The following is an 18,672-nucleotide window of genomic DNA, read 5'->3' as shown; positions in this document are numbered from 1 at the left end:
TGTTGCCATTTTGCCCAAAGATCGCTTAGCTTAATCAAAAAATAACAAAGCTTTTTATACAATCAAACATTTTTAATTTAAGGATCTTTTTGCAGTTACATCAAGCGAGCGAGCTTAGTATTCTTGTCGTTTTGGCATTTATCGTCTTTGCTTCGCCTTATATTTCTAAAATTTTACGCATTCCTGTCGCTCCTGCTGAGATAATACTTGGGGCACTAGCTAGCTACATCGGGCTTGTCGGCGAAAATGAGATGTTTAAGCTAATTAGCGAAGTTGGCTTTTTCTTTTTGATGTTTCTAGCTGGCATGGAGATCGATCTTAGAATGCTTATAAATATCGACCGCAAAATTTTACGTCTGGGGCTTATCTATCTTGCCCTCATTTACTCGCTAGCAACCGCACTTACATTTAGTTTTGATCTTAGTTTGCTTTATATTATCATTATCCCGATAATGGCCGTTGGCATGATATTTACGCTATTTAAAGAGTATGGCAGAGATGTAAAATGGCTAAATTTAAGCATGCTTATTGCAACTATTGGTGAGCTTATAAGCATTACGCTTTTGACATTTATAGCTGCCTATTTGCAGTTTGGAGCTAGTATAAATTTATGGCTAACGATTGGCTATTTGATCTTATTTTTAGCTATCAGTGTGCTTAGCTTTAAAATTTTAGATGTGCTTTTTTGGTGGTACCCGGGGCTTAAAGTGATCCTTATGCCACACTACGATAAGGATGAAAAAGATATTAGACTAAGCATTGCTGTATTTTTTTCGATGATTGCACTTATGCTTTATTTAAATTTAGAAGTTGCCTTTGGTGCGTTTATCGCAGGTATGTTTATAGCGACATTTTTTGATCATAAAAAAGACTTACCACACAAGCTTTCAAGCTTTGGATTTGGATTTTTGGTACCGATATTTTTTATACACATAGGCTCGACCTTTAAACTCTCAAGCCTAAGCTCAAATGAAGTGATAAAAGATGCTATTTTTATATTTTGTGCGATGCTTGCCACAAGGCTTTTTTCAAGTGTGTTATTTGTAGGGAAATTAGGATTTAAGGGGATATTTTTGTTTTCCCTCTCACAATCCATGCCACTAACACTTCTAGTAGCAGTTGCTACTATCGCACACAAATCAGGTGAGATAAGTGATTATTCTTACTCATCTTTTATCCTAGCAAGCCTAGCTCAAGCTATAATAGGGACAATAATTATAAAATTTCTAATGCAATCAAGAAGTAAGGAGTAAAAATGTCATCAAATACAGCTACGCTAACTGATAACAGAACCGGCAAGAGTTACGAGTTTCCTATACTAAAAGGCACTATGGGGCCTGATGTGATAGACATCTCGACATTTTTTAGTGATACTGGAATGTTTACTTTTGACAGAGGTTATACTTCAACTGCGATGTGTCGCTCGGCAATAACTTACATAGACGGCTTAAAAGGCGAACTAATGTATAGAGGTTATGATATCGCGTATTTGGCCGAAAATAAGACATTTTTAGACGTGGCATACTTACTCTTAAACAAAGAGCTTCCAACAAATGAGCAGTATATAAATTTTAAAACCGAGCTTAAAAAAAGAAGCTTTATACATGAAGGCATGATGAAGCTATTTGACGCATTTCCAGATAAAGCTCACCCTATGGCGATATTACAAGCGGCAGTCTCAGCGCTAAGTGCCTTTTACTCAGATCACTTAAATATGGATAAACCTGAAGAGTATCACGAGATGGCTATGCGTATAATCGCTAAAATTCCAACGATTGCAGCCTTTAGCTACCGATACTCACGCGGTCTTCCTATCATATATCCGAATTTAGATCGTGGCTTTACTGAAAATTTTCTTTATATGATGAGGGGCTATCCATACGAGCACGTCGATCTTAAGCCAATCGAGATAAAGGCGCTTGATACGGTCTTTATGCTCCACGCTGATCATGAGCAAAATGCTTCAACAACGACTGTTAGAACCGTTGGCTCAACGCACGCTCACCCATACGCATGTATAAGTGCGGGCATCGGAGCACTTTGGGGCTGGGCTCATGGCGGTGCAAACGAGGGTGTCATCCGCCAGCTTGAAGAGATAGGTTCGGTAGCAAATGTCGATAGATACATCGCTAGAGCAAAGGATAAAAACGATCCATTTAGGCTAATGGGTTTTGGTCACAGGGTCTATAAAAATTTTGATCCTCGCGCAAAAGTGCTCAAAAAAATGAGAGATCAGCTTATGGATGAGATAGGCATTAACTCAGAGCTCATCAAGATCGCCAACCGCATCGAGGATATCGCGCTAAATGATGATTATTTTGTGAGTAGAAATTTGTATCCAAATGTTGATTTTCACTCAGGACTCATCCTAAAAGCGCTTGGCATACCAAATAATATGTTTGCCGTCATCTTTGTAATCGGCAGGACTCCTGGCTGGATTAGTCAGTGGATCGAGCTAAAAGAGCAAGATACGATAAAGATCGTCCGCCCAAGACAGCTTTATGTTGGAGAGACAAACAGAACACCAAAATGAGTGAGCTTCTAAATTTAGCTAAAAAAGCAGCCGTTAATGCTGGAGCGCAAATAATGAAATTTTACTCTGCAGATAATACGGCTCTTAAAGTCTGCCTAAAAGATGACAGCTCGCCACTAACTAGCGCTGATCTAGCTGCAAATGAAGCGATAATAAAAATTCTAAGCAAAAGTGGGATAAAAATTTGCTCTGAAGAGAGCATCTTGCAAGAAAGCGTTAAAGACGAGTTTTGGCTCGTAGATCCTCTTGATGGCACGAAAGAATTTCTAGCTAGAAATGGCGAATTTTGCGTTTGTATAGCACTTATAAAAAAAGCTAGACCGGTGCTTGGCGTGATATTTATCCCAGTTAGTAAAGAGCTTTTTTACGCTGATGAAAATGGCGCTTTTAAAGAAATTTTAGATGACAATGATGAAATCATAAAGAGAGTTGATTTAAATAAAAAAGATAAAAATTTAGACAATCTAATCTTTTCAAGCAGAAGAGGCGACGCCAAAGAGATAGAATTTATAGGGCAGAGCTTAAATTTTGAGCAAAGGTGCATCGGCTCAGCCATAAAATTTTGCCGTTTGATTGAATTTGGTGGAGCTTATTTGAGATTTGCCCCAAGCTATCTTTGGGACAATGCAGCAGGAGAAGCGCTCGTAAATTTTTGTGACGGAAAAGTATTTGACGCTAATAGCGGCAAAGAGATGAGCTACGAGCTTGCTAATTTAAAAAGTCCATTTTTCATAGCTCTCTCAAAAAACACACTAAATCTAAAAGATAAAATCACACAACTATATAAACAAAGTAAAATTTAAAAACTTAAATTTCTTCTATCAGATAAAGCATACTAGCTATTTTTGCTGTGCCTAGCACGTAGCTCATTATGTTTGCTGCGACTTTATCTTTTTTAAGCACTTTGCCATTTATGTCAAATATATCTTCGTTGTTCTCTTTGATAAATTTTAAGGTTTTTGCTGCGACATCTTCTAAGCTATTTTTACCATCAAGCAATAAAAGTATGTAATAATCGATATTGTTAAGCTTCCTTGAGATGCTAAATTTATTAGCAAAAACAACATCGGCATTATTTTTATGATTTAAGAAATATCTTACATAATTTATTAAATTTTGACTAAGCCTTGAGTGTCCAGGCCTATACTCGATATTTTTTTTGCTCATCTTTTAAAATCATTGCATCAGACGAGTTTGTTAAAATTCTTACAAAAGCACTATAAACCATGAGCTTATCTTCTGGCAAAATTTCTAAAATCTGAGAAAGGTTTATGCTGGCTGGATACATCTTATAAAAGACCTCACAAAGCCATGATATATCTTGTGGCATAGCACCATAACTATCTTGCCACTGGTTATCTTTCTTTATAAAATCTGCCACAACGTGAATTTTATTAATATCGCTTGGGCCTATTTGTTTATTGGCTATGCTCTCATAAGTTTTGCTATGGACTATTAGGCTTTGTCTAAAGACTTTGTTGCTAATCATATCCATGAATTGCTCTAGATCGATCCTATCTTTAAATTTATTATTTTTGTATTCATCTACTACGGCCGTACCAACATCTGGGGTAAAAATATCATCAAGCGTATACTCACAAAGATAAGTAAGCTCATTTTTGGCAAGCATGGCATTAAAATCTTTAAAATAAAACGGATCATTTGTGTATTCTAAAAACTCATGAGCTATGTAAAAGTCATCTTTTGAAAGCACATGTTCTATTGTAAATAGAAGCATAGTAAGCGGCATTTTATTTTCATAAACTTCTTTATCTCTTGTTAGTAAATACTCTTTATAAACCAAAAGTGCCTCTCTAGCCGCTTTTAGCTTCTCTTGCATTGTTTCTTTGTCTTTTGCAGCAAGTAGCATTATGTCTCTTATGACATCTTTTACTTTCCAACCAGGATAAACATTATAAGAGATAAATGCCACGCCGTTCGTGCTTAAATTCTCTCTTACGACTTTTAATATAGCTTCTTTTACAAAGTCTGGCACCCAGCTAAAAACGCCATGAGCGATGATATAGTCAAATTTCTCATCACTTTTAAATTCGCAAATATCGCCGTGTATAAGCTCTAAATTTGTAAGCTCCATCTCTTTAACGATTTCTTGCCCACGCCTTATCTGCTCGCCACTAAGATCTATGCCAACTACTTTTGCGTTTTTATTATTCACTGCAAATGGGATCAAATTTCCACCAAAGCTACATCCTATCTCTAAAACTCTTGCAGTTTTGCATGGTGGCGGATTTACGCCAAGAAGTGTGGCGCAAGCTTCAAGCCTGTAAGGTGATGATTGTGCAAAAGCTATTGATTTATAAGTTAGTTCGTCATAAGACTTTTCGATTTTGCTATTTTGACTCATTTTAGCTCCTAGTAGTCTTTTTCTTTGAGTTTTTCTAGCATATTTTTGGCATCATTCTCAGGATCATCCACTATATATGCGTGCCTTACCTTGCCATCTTTTATGATAAGTGTTTGTCTAAAGTAGAATTTATGACCATTTGATGCAGAAAAAACTGGAAGTTCAAGTGCGCTCTCAAGCATAAACTCACTATCATTTAAGAACATAACTCCAGCTGAAGTTTCTTCTTGAAATTTCCTTTGAGCTGCGATATCTTGGGAGCCAACAGCCACTACCATGAAACCAAGATCGTTAAAATCTTTTAAAAATTTCTTGTAGTTTATTGCTTGTTTGGTGCAGCCCTTCATGCCAGCTGTATTTTGCAGTTCCTCGCTTAAAAGCTCAAAGTCATCACCTATCTTTGGGTAGATAAAAATAACGCAATCATGCGTCCTTGCAAAGGTAGAAAAATCAAATTCCTTACCGTCTAGAGTATTTAAATATATATTTGTAGGCACGTTTATCATATTTCATCCTTTAAAATTTTTACTATTATATCTCTATAAGCTTTGTCTTAAGCTTTTTTAGAATTTAAAAGATAAACTATAAAAAGGACAAAAAAGCTAATTATTAACATCAAAAGTGCATAGACATGAGCCTTGGTATAATCAAGCATTTCAACCGCTTCAAATATCGCAATACTTGCGACTTTGCTCTCTCCAGCTACGCTACCGCCTATCATTAAAACAACGCCAAACTCGCCCATAGTGTGAGCAAAGCTAACGACAGTAGCTGTTAACAAATTTGATCTAATGCTTGGAAGTATCACTCGAAAAATAGTTGTAAGTTTGTTTTTGCCAAGGCTATAACTCGCTTCAAAAAGGCTCTTTTTTAGGCTGTTTAGTCCAGCATAAATCGGCCCAAACATAAATGGCAATGAATAAATACAACTTGCCACAACAAGACCTGTGAAGTTGAAAACCAGCCTAACTCCAAAAATTTCTTCGATAAATTTACCAAAGGCAGAATAAGGCGATAAAAAAATAAGCAGATAAAAGCCAAGAACACTTGGCGGCAAAACCAAAGGTAGTGAGATTATCGACTCTAAAAATGATTTACCAAAGAATTTTTTCTGCGACATAAAATATGCAAGCGTAATGCAGGCAAAGAACAAGATAAAAGTAGTTATAAAAGATAGTTTTAACGAGAGCCAAAACGGCTCGTAATCGATATTTTTTAACTCGTCTATCATACTTTTTCCAAATTTACGCTAAATGCTTTTGTGCTAACTACCACCATATCACCTGCTTTTAGATTCATTGCCTTGTTGCTACTTAATACAACTTCACAAATTTGACGGTTTATTAGTACGTTTGCTACGAAGATCGCATCACATTTTTTTATCTCTAAAATTTTGGCATTGAAGGCAAATTTCTGCGATCCTGCACTCTTTAAAAATATCTCACTTGCACTACCTGATCTTGAAATTTTGCCGTTTTCAAGGACAAAGACTTTATTGCAAAGCTATAAATTTCAGCGATATCATGGCTTACTAAAATAATGCTCATCTTAAACTCATCATGAAGTGCTAGTAAATAGTCTTGAAGTTTCTCACGCATGGCGTTATCAAGCGCACTTAACGGCTCATCAAGCAGTAAAATTTCAGGTCTTCTCATAACTGCACGAGCAAGTGCTACGCGTTGTTTTTGGCCGCCAGAAAGAGTGCTAATTTTTGCATTTTTTAGGCTGGTTAGACCGCAGATATCAAGAAGTTTATTTGCTAGGCTTATGTCATCTTTTGCAAAGAGTAAATTTTTAAAGACATTCATATTTTCAAACAAAGCATAATCTTGAAATAAAAAGCCGATATTTCGTTTTTGTGGAGCCAAATTTGTCTTTTCATCAAAGAAAATTTTATCTCCAACCTTTATAAAGCCACTTTGTGGTGCTTCAAAACCAGCGATCAAGCGTAAAATAGTGGTCTTTCCGCCACCGCTTGCTCCATAAAGTGCGACAAGATCACCACTTTCAAAGCTAAGGTCTGCCTCAAGCATAAATTTGCCGTCGCCACCATTTAGCTCTTTTTTACAAGAAATTTCTATCATTTTTGTGTACTTATGTGAATGCTTGTAGATTTTATATAGGCAAAGACTTCATCGTTTTCACCTAAATTCATAGTTTTTAATGCGTGATTTGAGATAATAGCTTCGAAGTAAATTTCGCCACATTTTAAGCTAACAACACTTAAAATTTCACCAAAATTTATAGCTTCAATCACGCATTTTAGCTCGTTTTCAAGTGAGTTATTACTTAGTTTGTCTTTTGCCAAGATAACATCGGAGCTTTTAAAACCTAAGTCAATCTCATCATTTAAGGCAAATTTGCTAGCCTCATTCAAGACTAGCATAAATAAATTCGCCTCTAAATTTAGACCCTTTAGCTCAAATAGGCTAACGTCATCTTTAGTCAAAATTCCAACGATCTTTGCTCTTATCATTTAGCTGGAACGTTGTAACCAAATTTCTTGAAAATTTCTCTTGATTTATCACCTAAGATAAACTCGTAAAATGCTTTTGCATCATCATTTTTTTCAGTATGTTTTAGAAGAACGATACCTTGATCGATCGGAGTGTATAGCTCTTGTGGAACAAAGATGTAATTAACGCCCTCTTTGTATTTTGACATTTTCTCATCAAAAAGTGCGCTAGCAGCGATAAAACCTACATCAGATGCACTTAGCGCCTGAGATAGAGTTTCAGAAATTTTTTGAGCATAGACGATATTTTTTTCTACTTCATCATAAAGTTTTGCATTTTTTAGTGCTTCTATACTAGCTTTGCCGTATGGTGCAGTTTGTGGATTTGCGACAGAGATCGCTTTTAAGCCACGAACAACTTCGATACCTTTTTTAAAGTCAACATCTCTGATAGAAAAAATAGCAACAGCGCCTTGTGCATAAACTTTTGGCTCAGTACTTGCAAAGCCTGTATCATAAGCTTTTTGCGCAAAGCCCATATCAGCAGCCATGAATATATCAGCTGGAGCTGAGTTTTGGATCTGAGTAACAAGACCACCACTTGCACCAAGGGTTAAGTTGATCTTTGCGTTTGGATGAAGCTTGTTAAACTCTTTTATAAGCTCAGGAAATGCATATGTCGTATTTGCCGCAGCATAGACATTTACTTCAGCGCCAAATGCGTTTATGACAAGCAAAGCCGCCACACATAAAAATTTAAAAACTTTTTTCATTTAAACTCCTATAATGATTTGTGATGATTTTACTATTGCTAAAAGTGTATCGCCAACACCTATTTGCATATCCATCGCACTATCTTTTGTGATGATAGCAGTTAAAGTCTGCTCATCGCTTAGTTTTAAAGTAATTTCAGCGTTTACAGCACCTATCTTTGCTTCGATCACCTCGCCTTTTAATTGATTTTTTGTGCTTATTTTTATATCTAGATCCCTAGCCAAAATAACAGCTGGAGCTTTAAAAATATAAATAACTTTTTGCCCAACTTTTAGTCCTAAATTTTTCTCACTTTCAACCGTGATATTTGACTCAAGCGTGCAGCCATTACTTAGTTTTGCAACTATTTGAGAATTTACCGCACCGCGGTTTATGCCAATAATCTCGCATGAGAGCTGATTTCTAGCACTTAAGTTCATATTCATTCTTTGAAGATTTACAATATCTACATCCTCAAAATCTACTTTTTGACAAATTTTTTGCAAAAAATCCTTTTGAGTCTCAAGAATGGCATCATAAATTTTTATCAGTTTATTGGCATACTCGCTTAGCTCGGAGCCACTATTTTTTTTATTTCCATCAGCTCTAATAATAAGCGGCTTGCTGCTTTTGTTATTTATCGTATCAAGGCAGTCCCAAGCATTTTTGTATGATATGCCAACCAATTCCGCTGCTTTTGTGATACTTTTTGTCTCTTTTATGGCCTTTAATAATGTAATATGTTTAGCTAAAACCTGGGTATCTTCGCCTAAAAATAGTTCTAAATTTATATCTGCTTTCAAAATTTTTACCTTTACTATATTAGAGAATAATTTGTGAAGTATATCTAATTATATTAATCCTTAAGCTTAAAGATTTAAGCCAATTTATAAATTTCTCTTAATTTCTTGTAAAGTTTTTAAAAGATAAAATCGAGATACATTTTATAAATAAAAATAAGGCTTAGTATGAAATTTTTGCTTTCTATCTTTTTTAGTTTGCTTTTAGCCTGTGCTAATACGGACATAAATACGAACAGTGAAAGCGACGAATTTGATGTTGAATTTGAAGCAAGAAAAGATGTTTTTGACCCACTTAGTGGCTACAATAGAATTATGACGCATGCAAATGACTTTATCTATGTAAATATGCTAACTCCAGTGGCAAAAGGCTATGCCTATGTTGTGCCAAAAACAGCTAGAACAATGGTTTCAAATTTCTTTGACAACCTGCTTTTTCCGGTTCGCTTTGTAAATAACTTACTTCAGTTTAAATTTCAAAACGCTGGCGAAGAGACATTGAGATTTTTAGCAAATACGATAATAGGCTTTGGCGGACTAACAGACGGAGCAAAATACTACAATCTCAAACCTCACGATGAAGATTTTGGACAAACGCTTGGATATTGGGGTCTTGGCAGCGGTTTTCATATAGTTTGGCCACTTATTGGACCATCAAATTTAAGAGATACTGGTGGCATGGTCGGAGATTATTTTGCTGATCCTATTAGCTACGTTGATCCTATACTTTTATCCACTGGTATCAAGTCATATAGAGCGTTTAATAGCTTTTCGCAAGATCCAACTGCTTATGAAAAACTAAGAAAAGATGCTATTGATCTTTATCCATTTTTACGCGATGCTTACGAGCAAAGACGTGACAAGCTTATCAAGGAGTAAATATGAAAATTTTAAAAATTCTAACTATGATTTTACTTTTTACAACTAGCCTTTTTGCTATTTCGAAAGAGCAGATCAAGCCTGAAGTAGAGATGAAAACAACAAAGGTTATTGAAATTTTAAAAGATACAAATTTAGACAATAATGCAAAGACAAAAGAAATTTTTGCTCTTCTTGATCCATTTTTTGACTATAAACAAATGGCAAAGATAAGCCTTGGTAAACGTTACAACAGTCTAAGTAGCGATGAGCAAGCTAAATTTGACGTAGCATTTGAGCAAAAACTAAAAAGCTCATACATAGATAAACTTTTAGGATACAAAGATCAAGAGATACGTATAACTGGCGAGAGCGAACCTCAAAAAAATAGATACTGGCTAACATCTGAGCTTATAAATGATGGCAAGAGCTACGAATTTGTCTATAAATTTTATGACGCTAAAGAGCGTGGTTGGCTCATTTACGATCTTGATATCGTTGGTGTAAGCATCATTCAAACATACAGAAGTCAGTTTGGTGATGTGCTAAATAACGCTGATTTCAATACTCTTTTACAAAAGCTAAACGAAGCTGTTTTGCCTGATCAAAATAAAACTAACCCTTAATGCGACAAATTTTTAAATTTATCATTGCTAAAAACAAGCTTATTATTGCTCTAATTTTAGCTTTAAGCGTAGTTTTTGGCTATCTTAGCACCAAGCTTAGCGTTGATGCGTCAGCTGAAACGCTACTGCTTGAGCATGATCCTGACTTAAAAGCTTATAGAGAGATAGCCAAACGCTACGACTCACCCGGATTTTTAGTGGTTGCTTTTACTCCAAAAGATGATCTTTTTTTATCTAAAAATTTAGAACTTATCAAAAATTTAGGCGATGAACTAGCTAAAAACGATATGGTAAATAGCGTCATCTCTATAATAAATATTCCACTTTTAAATAGTGTAAAAGGGGGGATTACTGGTATCTTAGATCATACTCCAACGCTGCAAGATAAAGATATAAATATTTCAAAAGCAAAGCTCGAGTTTGCCAAAAGTCCGATTTACAGCGGAAATTTGATAAGCAAAGATCTAAAAACCACAGCAATTGCTCTAAATTTAAAACAAGATGAGAAATTTAATGAACTTGTAAATGAGAGAAATTTACTTAGCCAAAAAGAGTCAAACGGCACTATCACACAAGCTGAGCGACTTAAGCTAGAGGCTCTTGCCTATGAGTTTAAAGCCTACCGAGATGAGCTTAGAAAAAGTGATCACGAAAACCTTGAGGCCATAAAAGCAACCATAGCTAAATTTAACGCAAATGACGAGCTGTTTTTAGGTGGTGCAAATATGATCGCTGATGATATGATAGGCTTTATAAAGAGCGATCTTTTAGTCTATGGCCTAAGCGTACTTGCTCTTCTTAGCTTTAGTTTATGGCTATTTTTCAGGCAGATTAGATGGATAGTTTTACCGATGTTTATATGTGCCGTAAGTGCCATTTTTACGACTGGAATTTTTGGTATATTTGACTGGGAAGTGACGGTCATTAGCTCAAACTACATCGCGCTTCAGCTCATAATTACCATTTCAACTGTGATTCATCTTGTCGTTAGCTATAGAGAATTTTTCGCAAAGCATCCAAAATATAGCCAAAATCAGCTAATTTATCTAACACTTAGTGATAAATTCTCTCCATCTTTTTGGGCGATATTTACCACGGTTATTGGCTTTAGCTCGCTTATGAGTGCTGACATAAAGCCAGTTATCATGCTTGGCATTATGATGAGCACTGGCATTAGCGTTTCGCTTGTGCTTGCGTTTTTGCTATTTGGCGCGATAAATGTAAATTTAGAAAAATTAGCTCCTATTAGAACCTTTGAAAATAGCTTTAAATTTACAAAATACTGCGCGAATTTAGCCCTAAACTCAAGAAAGATTATCTACGTAGTTTGCGCTCTAGTTGTCTGTTTTGGCGTTTATGGTATCAGCAAGATAAAGGTTGAAAATAGCTTCATTGGCTACTTTAAAGAAAGCACAGAAATTCGCCAAGGAATGCAAGTCATTGATACTAAGCTTGGTGGCACGATACCGGTTGATGTGATAGTGAAATTTAAAGAGCAAAAACAAGAAAAAAATGCCGAGCAAGATGAGTTTGAAAATGAGTTTGAAAGCAATGCCAAGGATGCAAAATACTGGTTTAATAGCTATCACACAAGGGTTGCTGAGAAAATTCACGATTATCTAAAAGAGCAAAAATTTGTCGGACATGTAAGCTCGCTAGCAACCCTTATAAAAGCCATAAAAGAGCTAAATAACGGTGTAAGTGATGATTTTTTATTAGCTGCGATGTATGAGAAATTGCCACAAAATTATAAAAACATCTTATTAAGTCCTTATGTAAGCGTTGAAAATGATGAGCTTAGATTTAGTATAAGGATCGTTGATAGTGACTCTGGGCTTAGACGAAATTTATTTCTAAAAGAGCTTAGAGAAGGGCTAGCACAGCTTACTAAAAATGACAATGTAAGTATAGAAGTTGCCGGAATGATGGTGCTTTATAACAATATGCTTCAAAATTTACTTAGCTCGCAAGTTGATACTTTTGGGCTAACTGTTGCTATACTTTTTGTCATATTTTGCTTTGTTTTTAGAAGTATCAAACTAGCAACCATTGCGATAGTTTCAAATTTAATCCCACTTTGCACACTCTTTGGTGTGATGGGATTTTTTGGCATTCCGCTTGATGTGATGAGTATCACGATCGCAGCCATTAGTATTGGTATCGGCGTTGATGATATCATTCACTACATACACCGCTTTAAAGAAGAGATGCTTACAAAAAGCGTTTTTGAGAGTATTAAAGTCGCACACGCAAGCATCGGATATGCGATGTATTACACATCGTTCACCATTTTTCTTGGTTTTAGCGTGATGATAACTAGTAACTTTATCCCAACTATATATTTTGGCTTACTAACCGATCTTGTTATGGTATTTATGCTTCTTGGCGCGCTAATCATCTTACCAAGCCTAATAGCAAGCTTTGTAAAAAAGAGCGATATTTAAGCTAAATTTATTTGATAATTTTGATGAATGAGTAGACATCGGCCACGCCGTCAATATGCTTAGCGTACCAAATAGCATGTTTTTCTTGCTCAATGCTATCAACTACGCCACTAAATACAACATCACAGCCAACTATGCTAACACGCACATTTGTGCCCTCAACTATACTATCTTTAAAAAGATTTTGCTTTAAGTTTGCAAGAATTTTTAGACTATCGCACGGATATTCTGGCTTTTTGATACGAAGATAGGTATAAATTTTTCGCACACCATCTGTACTTTTGGCTAGTTCTACTAGCTTATCTTCAAGCTCTTTACTATCAACAAGTCCGATCAGATAAGCATCTCCGTAAAAAACCTCTATCTCGATATCAATATTACTAAGCCCTTTTGAAAATAAAATTTTGCTTTGCAATTTGCTTTGTATAAATTTATCTCTTGTGATCGAGTAAATACCACGTTTATCGCGTGAAATAGAGTACGCATCATAGACATTTAGTGGCGCGGTTGCTGGGGTTAGTACTGAAGAGCAAGCGCAAAAAAATAAAACCAAAAATGTGAAAATGCCTAATTTTAAAATCATAGATCCTTTTTGTAATTAAAAAAAGTTTATAGAAAATGGGCTAAAATTTATATAAATCTGCTAGAATAACGCGCACGGAGGATAAAGTAATCTGGTGATGCTCACGGGCTTCAAACCCGATGACTGGGCGGTTGACCGTCTGGTGGGGAGTTCGATTCTCTCATCCTCTCGCCATTCTCATTTTAAATTTTACCTTTATCAAGCAAATTTATAATCCCAAACGAAATAAAACTTAACACAACCAAAACAAGGCTTAAAACCAGTGCCTCATCGCTTTTGCCATCGTATACAGCATTATAAATGGCAAGCGAGATAGTGTCTGTTTTGCCTATGATATTGCCACCCAAAATTAGTGTTATGCCAACCTCGCCAAGCCCACGCGAGATCGCTAAGATAAAAGCCGCTGCTACGCTTTTTGCAACACATGGAAAAAGCACAAAAATAGCTGTTTGAAATTTATCTTTTCCGAGGCTGTATGCTGCTTCACTTAGGCTCCTTGAAAGTGAGCTAAGAGCAGAAGCGACAGGCTTTACAAATAGCGGCAGCGAAGCTATAAAAGCAGCTAACACAAGAGCCTTAAAACTAAAAATAATTTCTAAATTTAAAGCCTTGCCGACGATGCCATTTTTACCAAGCAGATAAAGCAGTAAAAATCCAGTCGCAATGGGCGGAAAAATGAGTGGAAAAGTTACGATCATCTCTAAAATAGCTCTAAGCTTTGTCTTACTAAAAGCTAAATAATAAGCCAAAGCCAGCCCAAAAACGATAAGCAAAGCCCCTTGGCATAAAACGACCTTTACGCTTAAAAATAGCGGATCAAATAGCCAAGAGAGCTCTTGCAAGCTTAGCCTTATCTTATGCCAAATTTAGTGTAAATTTCTTTTTATCTCTCGCTTTTTAGCTTATTTAGAAATTTCTCACAATCAGCCTTTTTATCGCATCCTTCAAGCTTTGCAGCTACGATGTTTGCTGGAGCATAAAGCGATTTGTCTATCAAGATAAAACTGCCAAATTCATCTTTGTGTGCATTTAGTTCGGTCTGGTTGATAAAGCCAGCATCAACTTCGCCGTTTAATACATAAGTAACGACTTGTGGCACGCCAGCAACTGCTAAAATTTTATCTTTTAGCTCGCCACTTAAATTTGCTTTTTGCATAAATTCATTCGCTCTTTTGCCATAAACCGTCTTTGTAGCGTCTGGCATAGCGATCTTAGAAAGCGCTTTTAGCTCGTCAAATTTTTCAATTTTCACGCCCTTTTTGGTAACTAAAACCAAAGTGCCTGAGCCTAAATTTACGTATTCAGCGATCTTTAGATCAGACTTTTTCAAAAAGTCTTCATCGCCCACTATCACGTCAGTTTTGCCCTCTTTTGCCTGTGCCATGATCGCTGTGATGTTTGCAAAAGAGGTGTCGATATTTACGCCATCTTTTTTGAGATTTTGCGCGACTGCTTCAACTATCTTTTTATATCCGCCACCCGCACTTACTAGCAAATTTTCATTGCCAAATGCAAAAATTGCGGCCATTAGAAGTAAAAACTTTTTCATATTTTTCCTTTAAAAGTAAAATTTCAAGATTTTATAAAATATACTCTTATACATTCTTAAAATATATTTTTATAATTTTCACTTTTCTACCAAAATGCTATAATTACGCTAAAAAGGACAAATATGAACGAACTCGAGCTAAAGATGCAAGGCAAGATAAAAAGGCTAACAGATAAAACTTTTAGGCTAGATCCAAGGATCGGCGAGGGCTACTTTACTGCGAAATATTTTCTAAAAGTAAATGAGATAATTAAGCAAAACCTGCCAGATCAGCATGTGACGATGCAGTTTTTCCAAAGGCGTGATGATATCGTGCTTTGTGGCATCGACGAGGTTTTAGCTATCATCAATAAATTTGCCAAAAACCCAAGTGAGCTTGAAATTTACGTACTTAATGATGGCGATATCATAAACGCAAACGAGCCAGTTTTAAAAATAAGCGGTAAGTATGAAAATTTCGGCTTTTTAGAAAATGTGATTGATGCGACGCTTACTAGAAGAAGCTGCGTGGCGACAAACTCAAGAGATGTGATAAGAGCGGCAAATGGCAAGGACGTTTTCAGCATGGCAGACAGGCAAGATGACATCTGCACACAACCAGGTGACGGCTATGCCTCATTTATCGGCGGTATAAAAAAAGTTGCTACTGACGCTCAGGGCGAGCTTACGGGGCTAAAAGGTGGTGGCACAATGCCTCATGCGCTCATTCAAATGTGCGGCGGGGATATAGTAAAAGCCTCAGAAATTTATGCTAAGACCTTTGAAAATGAGAAGATCACGGCATTGGTGGACTATAATAACGATGTGATTACAGACGCATTAAAGGCTGCAAACGCCCTAAAAGAGAGGCTTGGCGCGGTTAGGGTTGATACTAGTAAAAATTTGATAGATAAATATTTTGAGGACAAAGACACGAGTAAATTTGACCCACACGGTGTTTGTAAGGAGCTTATATTTGCTCTAAGAGAGGCGCTTGATAAAGCTGGCTTTAAATACGTTAAAATCGTCGTTAGCTCAGGTTTTAGTCCTAAGATTATAGAAGATTTTGAAGATTATAACACGCCGGTTGATACTTATGGCGTTGGAAGTTATCTTGTTAAAAATGACATTTGTGGCTTTACTGGCGATCTAGTCGAGCTAAATGGCAAAAATGAAGCTAAATTTGGTAGAAAAAATTTTATTTCAGATAGACTAAAGAGAGTGAAATTTTAAGAGAAAAGATGAAATTTATAAAAATTTTAATGCTTGTGTTACTTTTGCTGACTGCTTGCACTGCCGCAAACTACGCTAATGCCTTTGAAAAGGTTGGCATCCTTGAAGACGGAGTTTATCGTTTTAGCAAAAATGGACTTGGAGCGAACAAAAATCTGCTTGTAAAGGTGATCTCGGTGCAAAACGCAGAAATTCCTCATAAAAAGATCATCTCCATGCTAAATATCCCAAAAAAGTCTAAAATAAATGACTTTAAAACAAACGATACTGGCGTGATAGTCTGGCCATTTTACGAGTTTGAGGGCAAATTTATAACGACAATAATCGTTGAAAATATAAAAAAAGAAGATAGCGATCAAAAACTACTTAAGATGCTAGAGCTTAAGCATCCGTTTTACTCAACGCTACTAGCACGAAGAAAAGTTGCTAAAGACGCCATAGACGTGAAATACGTGCTAAATTTCAAAGAGGCAAGGCTAGTAAAATCGTTTAAAAACCGCCCTTAAAACTTTATTTTAAATAAATTTCATTAAAATGGTGTAATCAAAAAAAGGATCATCTTTGCATAATCTAAAAACTATAAACGTCGCCCACTCGCCGGACGCTGACGATATTTTCATGTATGCTGCAGTCAAATTTGGCTGGGTTAGTAGTAAAAATTTAGCCTTTACATCGAAGGCGCTTGATATCGAGACCCTAAACGAAGAGGCGCTAAAAGGCACTTATGAAGCCACGGCGATCAGCTTTGCTTTGTATCCAAAAATCTGCGATGAATTTGCACTTTTGCGCTGTGCGGTGAGCTTTGGCAATGGCTATGGCCCAAAGCTTATCAAGCTAAAAGGTAAGCAGCTAAAGCGAAATTTTAAGGTCGCACTCTCTGGCAAAAACACAACAAATGCTTTACTTTTTCGTATCGCCTATCCAGAAGCGAGAATTATTTATAAAAATTTCTTAGAGATAGAAAATGCTGTACTTAGCGGCGAAGTCGATGCTGGCGTACTCATACATGAAAGTATATTAAATTTCTCCGACCAGCTCTGCGTAGAGCGTGAAATTTGGGATATCTGGAGTGAACTAAACGGTGAAAATTTACCGCTCCCACTTGGCGGCATGGCACTTAGACGAAGTCTGCCCATAACCGACGCGATCGAGTGCGAGAGAGTGCTTAGCGAAGCCGTTAGGATCGCCACTTCGCACAAGCCATTTTTGTCTCACATGCTAATGGAGCGAAATCTCATCAGGGTTGGCAAAGATGAGCTAAAAACATATCTAAATTTATATGCAAATGATGAGTCTATAAGCATGAACGAAACTCAGTTAAAAGCGCTAAATAAGCTCTACCAAATAGGCTACGAAAAAGGCTTTTTTGAAAAGCCAATCGACGTAAACGACTACCTCATCCCGACTGGATATAACGAAGTAAGGTTTAGCTGATGCAAAGTACGCTTGTCTCGCTTGGAGTTGAAACCTTTAAGATCGCCCTTTATATCAGCCTTCCGATGCTGCTAAGCGGACTAATAGCTGGTCTTATCATCTCCATTTTTCAAGCGACCACGCAGATAAATGAAACCACACTAAGCTTTGTGCCAAAAATTTTGCTAGTCGTCGTTGTTATCATATTTTTGATGCCATGGATGATCTCGATGATGGTTGAATTTACCACTCGTATGTTTGAGTTTATACCGGAATTTATCCAGTGACGAGGCTTGTTGATTTTTCTAAATTTACCTCGGTTAGGATAGGTGGCGTGCATGAAGTTTTTGAGGTTAATAGTCTTGATGATCTAAATTCGCCTGAATTCTTGGGTGCTGTGATGATAGGTGGAGGTAACAACCTACTTATCTCGCCAAATCCCCCAAAAATAGCGATGCTTGGCAAGAGTTTTGACTATATAAATTTAGAACGCTTAGGTGATAAAATTTACCTTGAGATAGGTGCTGCAACAAAATCGGCTAAAATTTATAACTTCTGCAAGCAAAACAACATGGCTCACCTTGAGTTTTTAAAAAATATCCCAGGCACACTTGGCGGACTTATAAAAATGAACGCTGGGCTGCTTAAATTTAGCATAAGCGACAGCCTCACGCATGTGCGTCTGGCTCGTGGCTGGGCGAGCAAGGATGAGATAAATTTTAGCTACCGCCACAGCGGCATAGATGAGGCCATTTTGGGAGCTAAATTTGAGCTTCACAGCGGTTTTGACGCAAGCATTTCTGATGCCATAAGCGCAAAAAGGGCAAATCAACCAAAAGGGGCTAGCTTTGGCAGCTGCTTTGTAAATCCTGAAGGGCACTTTGCAGGGGTGTTGCTCGAGGCGGTTGGACTAAAGGGATACGTGATCGGCGGAGCGAAATTTAGCGAAGAGCATGCGAATTTCTTGATAAATTTTAACCACGCAAGCTTTGAGGACGCCATTAGCCTTATAAATTTGGCAAAGGTTAGAGTTTTAGAGAAATTTGGCGTAGAGCTTAAGACCGAAGTTTGCATTTTGTAA

At 36.7% G+C, this 18,672-nt stretch carries 19 protein-coding genes and 2 pseudogenes; 11 read left to right on the top strand and 10 right to left on the bottom strand.

Going from position 1 to position 18,672, the window contains the following annotated elements; all coding sequences use genetic code 11:
* Window positions 1-89 precede the first annotated feature (89 nt).
* Genes A3835_06060 through A3835_06050 form a run of 3 tightly spaced genes read left to right on the top strand, consistent with a single transcriptional unit; the run spans window position 90 to window position 3,336 of the window.
* A complete protein-coding gene (locus A3835_06060) occupies window positions 90-1,253 on the top strand; it encodes a sodium:proton antiporter (GenBank protein ORI07155.1) in 1,164 nt (387 codons plus the stop codon).
* A gap of 2 nt (window positions 1,254-1,255) precedes the next feature.
* Window positions 1,256-2,533 carry a citrate (Si)-synthase gene (locus tag A3835_06055; protein ID ORI07154.1) on the top strand — a complete coding sequence of 426 codons (1,278 nt, stop codon included), beginning with the start codon at window positions 1,256-1,258 and terminating at the stop codon, window positions 2,531-2,533.
* On the top strand, window positions 2,530-3,336 hold the full coding sequence (locus tag A3835_06050; protein ID ORI07153.1) for a 3'(2'),5'-bisphosphate nucleotidase CysQ: 807 nt from the start codon (window positions 2,530-2,532) through the stop codon (window positions 3,334-3,336). Before A3835_06055 ends, A3835_06050 begins: the two co-directional genes overlap by 4 nt.
* Before the next feature lie 4 nt (window positions 3,337-3,340).
* Here the strand turns inward: A3835_06050 and A3835_06045 are convergent.
* The 7 genes and pseudogenes from A3835_06045 to A3835_06015 all read right to left on the bottom strand — a co-directional run bounded on the left by A3835_06045 (window position 3,341) and on the right by A3835_06015 (window position 8,909).
* Window positions 3,341-4,898, bottom strand: a pseudogene (locus tag A3835_06045) (SAM-dependent methyltransferase).
* Between the two features lie 8 nt (window positions 4,899-4,906).
* On the bottom strand, window positions 4,907-5,404 hold the full coding sequence (locus A3835_06040) for a thiol peroxidase (protein ID ORI07152.1): 498 nt from the start codon (window positions 5,402-5,404) through the stop codon (window positions 4,907-4,909).
* A gap of 47 nt (window positions 5,405-5,451) precedes the next feature.
* Window positions 5,452-6,129 carry a molybdenum ABC transporter permease subunit gene (locus A3835_06035; GenBank protein ID ORI07151.1) on the bottom strand — a complete coding sequence of 226 codons (678 nt, stop codon included), beginning with the start codon at window positions 6,127-6,129 and terminating at the stop codon, window positions 5,452-5,454.
* Window positions 6,126-6,982: pseudogene (locus A3835_06030) on the bottom strand (GTPase). Before A3835_06030 ends, A3835_06035 begins: the two are co-directional and overlap by 4 nt.
* Entirely contained in the window at window positions 6,979-7,374 is a 396-nt protein-coding gene (locus tag A3835_06025; protein ID ORI07150.1) for a hypothetical protein, read from the bottom strand. Before A3835_06025 ends, A3835_06030 begins: the two are co-directional and overlap by 4 nt.
* A complete protein-coding gene (locus A3835_06020) occupies window positions 7,371-8,126 on the bottom strand; it encodes a molybdate ABC transporter substrate-binding protein (protein ORI07149.1) in 756 nt (251 codons plus the stop codon). The genes A3835_06025 and A3835_06020 overlap by 4 nt, the downstream gene beginning before the upstream one ends.
* Window positions 8,127-8,909, bottom strand: coding sequence for a molybdenum-dependent transcriptional regulator (locus A3835_06015; GenBank protein ID ORI07148.1), 783 nt, complete (start codon window positions 8,907-8,909; stop codon window positions 8,127-8,129).
* 165 nt (window positions 8,910-9,074) lie between these two features.
* On the opposite strand from A3835_06015, the gene A3835_06010 reads away from it, so the two are divergent.
* From A3835_06010 to A3835_06000, 3 genes are read left to right on the top strand one after another with little or no spacing between them, the layout of a single operon-like run.
* A complete protein-coding gene (locus A3835_06010) occupies window positions 9,075-9,785 on the top strand; it encodes an ABC transporter (GenBank protein ID ORI07147.1) in 711 nt (236 codons plus the stop codon).
* 2 nt (window positions 9,786-9,787) lie between these two features.
* Window positions 9,788-10,390 (top strand): toluene tolerance protein, encoded by a 603-nt coding sequence (locus tag A3835_06005; protein ID ORI07146.1) that lies wholly within the window; start codon window positions 9,788-9,790, stop codon window positions 10,388-10,390.
* Window positions 10,390-12,834 (top strand): hypothetical protein, encoded by a 2,445-nt coding sequence (locus A3835_06000; GenBank protein ORI07145.1) that lies wholly within the window; start codon window positions 10,390-10,392, stop codon window positions 12,832-12,834. Before A3835_06005 ends, A3835_06000 begins: the two co-directional genes overlap by 1 nt.
* 7 nt (window positions 12,835-12,841) lie before the next feature.
* Here A3835_06000 and A3835_05995 read toward each other — a convergent pair whose 3' ends face one another.
* The 3 genes from A3835_05995 to A3835_05985 form a co-directional block, all read right to left on the bottom strand.
* Window positions 12,842-13,417 carry a transporter gene (locus A3835_05995; GenBank protein ID ORI07144.1) on the bottom strand — a complete coding sequence of 192 codons (576 nt, stop codon included), beginning with the start codon at window positions 13,415-13,417 and terminating at the stop codon, window positions 12,842-12,844.
* Between the two features lie 182 nt (window positions 13,418-13,599).
* The gene (locus A3835_05990) at window positions 13,600-14,259 is read right to left on the bottom strand and encodes a molybdenum ABC transporter permease (GenBank protein ORI07143.1); all 660 of its coding nucleotides are present in this window, start codon (window positions 14,257-14,259) and stop codon (window positions 13,600-13,602) included.
* A 41-nt stretch (window positions 14,260-14,300) separates the two neighbouring features.
* Entirely contained in the window at window positions 14,301-14,966 is a 666-nt protein-coding gene (locus A3835_05985) for a molybdate ABC transporter substrate-binding protein (GenBank protein ID ORI07142.1), read from the bottom strand.
* Between the two features lie 123 nt (window positions 14,967-15,089).
* On the opposite strand from A3835_05985, the gene A3835_05980 reads away from it, so the two are divergent.
* The 5 genes from A3835_05980 (at window position 15,090) to murB (ending at window position 18,672) form a co-directional block, all read left to right on the top strand.
* Window positions 15,090-16,178, top strand: a complete 1,089-nt coding sequence (locus tag A3835_05980; protein ORI07141.1) for a nicotinate phosphoribosyltransferase — start codon at window positions 15,090-15,092, stop codon at window positions 16,176-16,178.
* 8 nt (window positions 16,179-16,186) lie between these two features.
* Window positions 16,187-16,684: a chemotaxis protein gene (locus A3835_05975; protein ID ORI07140.1), complete on the top strand. Its 498-nt coding sequence runs from the start codon at window positions 16,187-16,189 to the stop codon at window positions 16,682-16,684.
* A gap of 112 nt (window positions 16,685-16,796) precedes the next feature.
* Window positions 16,797-17,612 carry an S-ribosylhomocysteine lyase gene (locus A3835_05970; protein ORI07458.1) on the top strand — a complete coding sequence of 272 codons (816 nt, stop codon included), beginning with the start codon at window positions 16,797-16,799 and terminating at the stop codon, window positions 17,610-17,612.
* On the top strand, window positions 17,612-17,878 hold the full coding sequence (locus A3835_05965; protein ID ORI07139.1) for a flagellar biosynthetic protein FliQ: 267 nt from the start codon (window positions 17,612-17,614) through the stop codon (window positions 17,876-17,878). The genes A3835_05970 and A3835_05965 overlap by 1 nt, the downstream gene beginning before the upstream one ends.
* Window positions 17,875-18,672 carry a UDP-N-acetylenolpyruvoylglucosamine reductase gene (murB, locus tag A3835_05960; protein ID ORI07138.1) on the top strand — a complete coding sequence of 266 codons (798 nt, stop codon included), beginning with the start codon at window positions 17,875-17,877 and terminating at the stop codon, window positions 18,670-18,672. The genes A3835_05965 and murB overlap by 4 nt, the downstream gene beginning before the upstream one ends.

Origin of the sequence: Campylobacter concisus, from assembly GCA_002092835.1 — a bacterium.
Classification (GTDB): Bacteria; Campylobacterota; Campylobacteria; order Campylobacterales; family Campylobacteraceae; genus Campylobacter_A; species Campylobacter_A concisus_K.
This window is presented reverse-complemented; position numbering and strand designations above follow the sequence as displayed.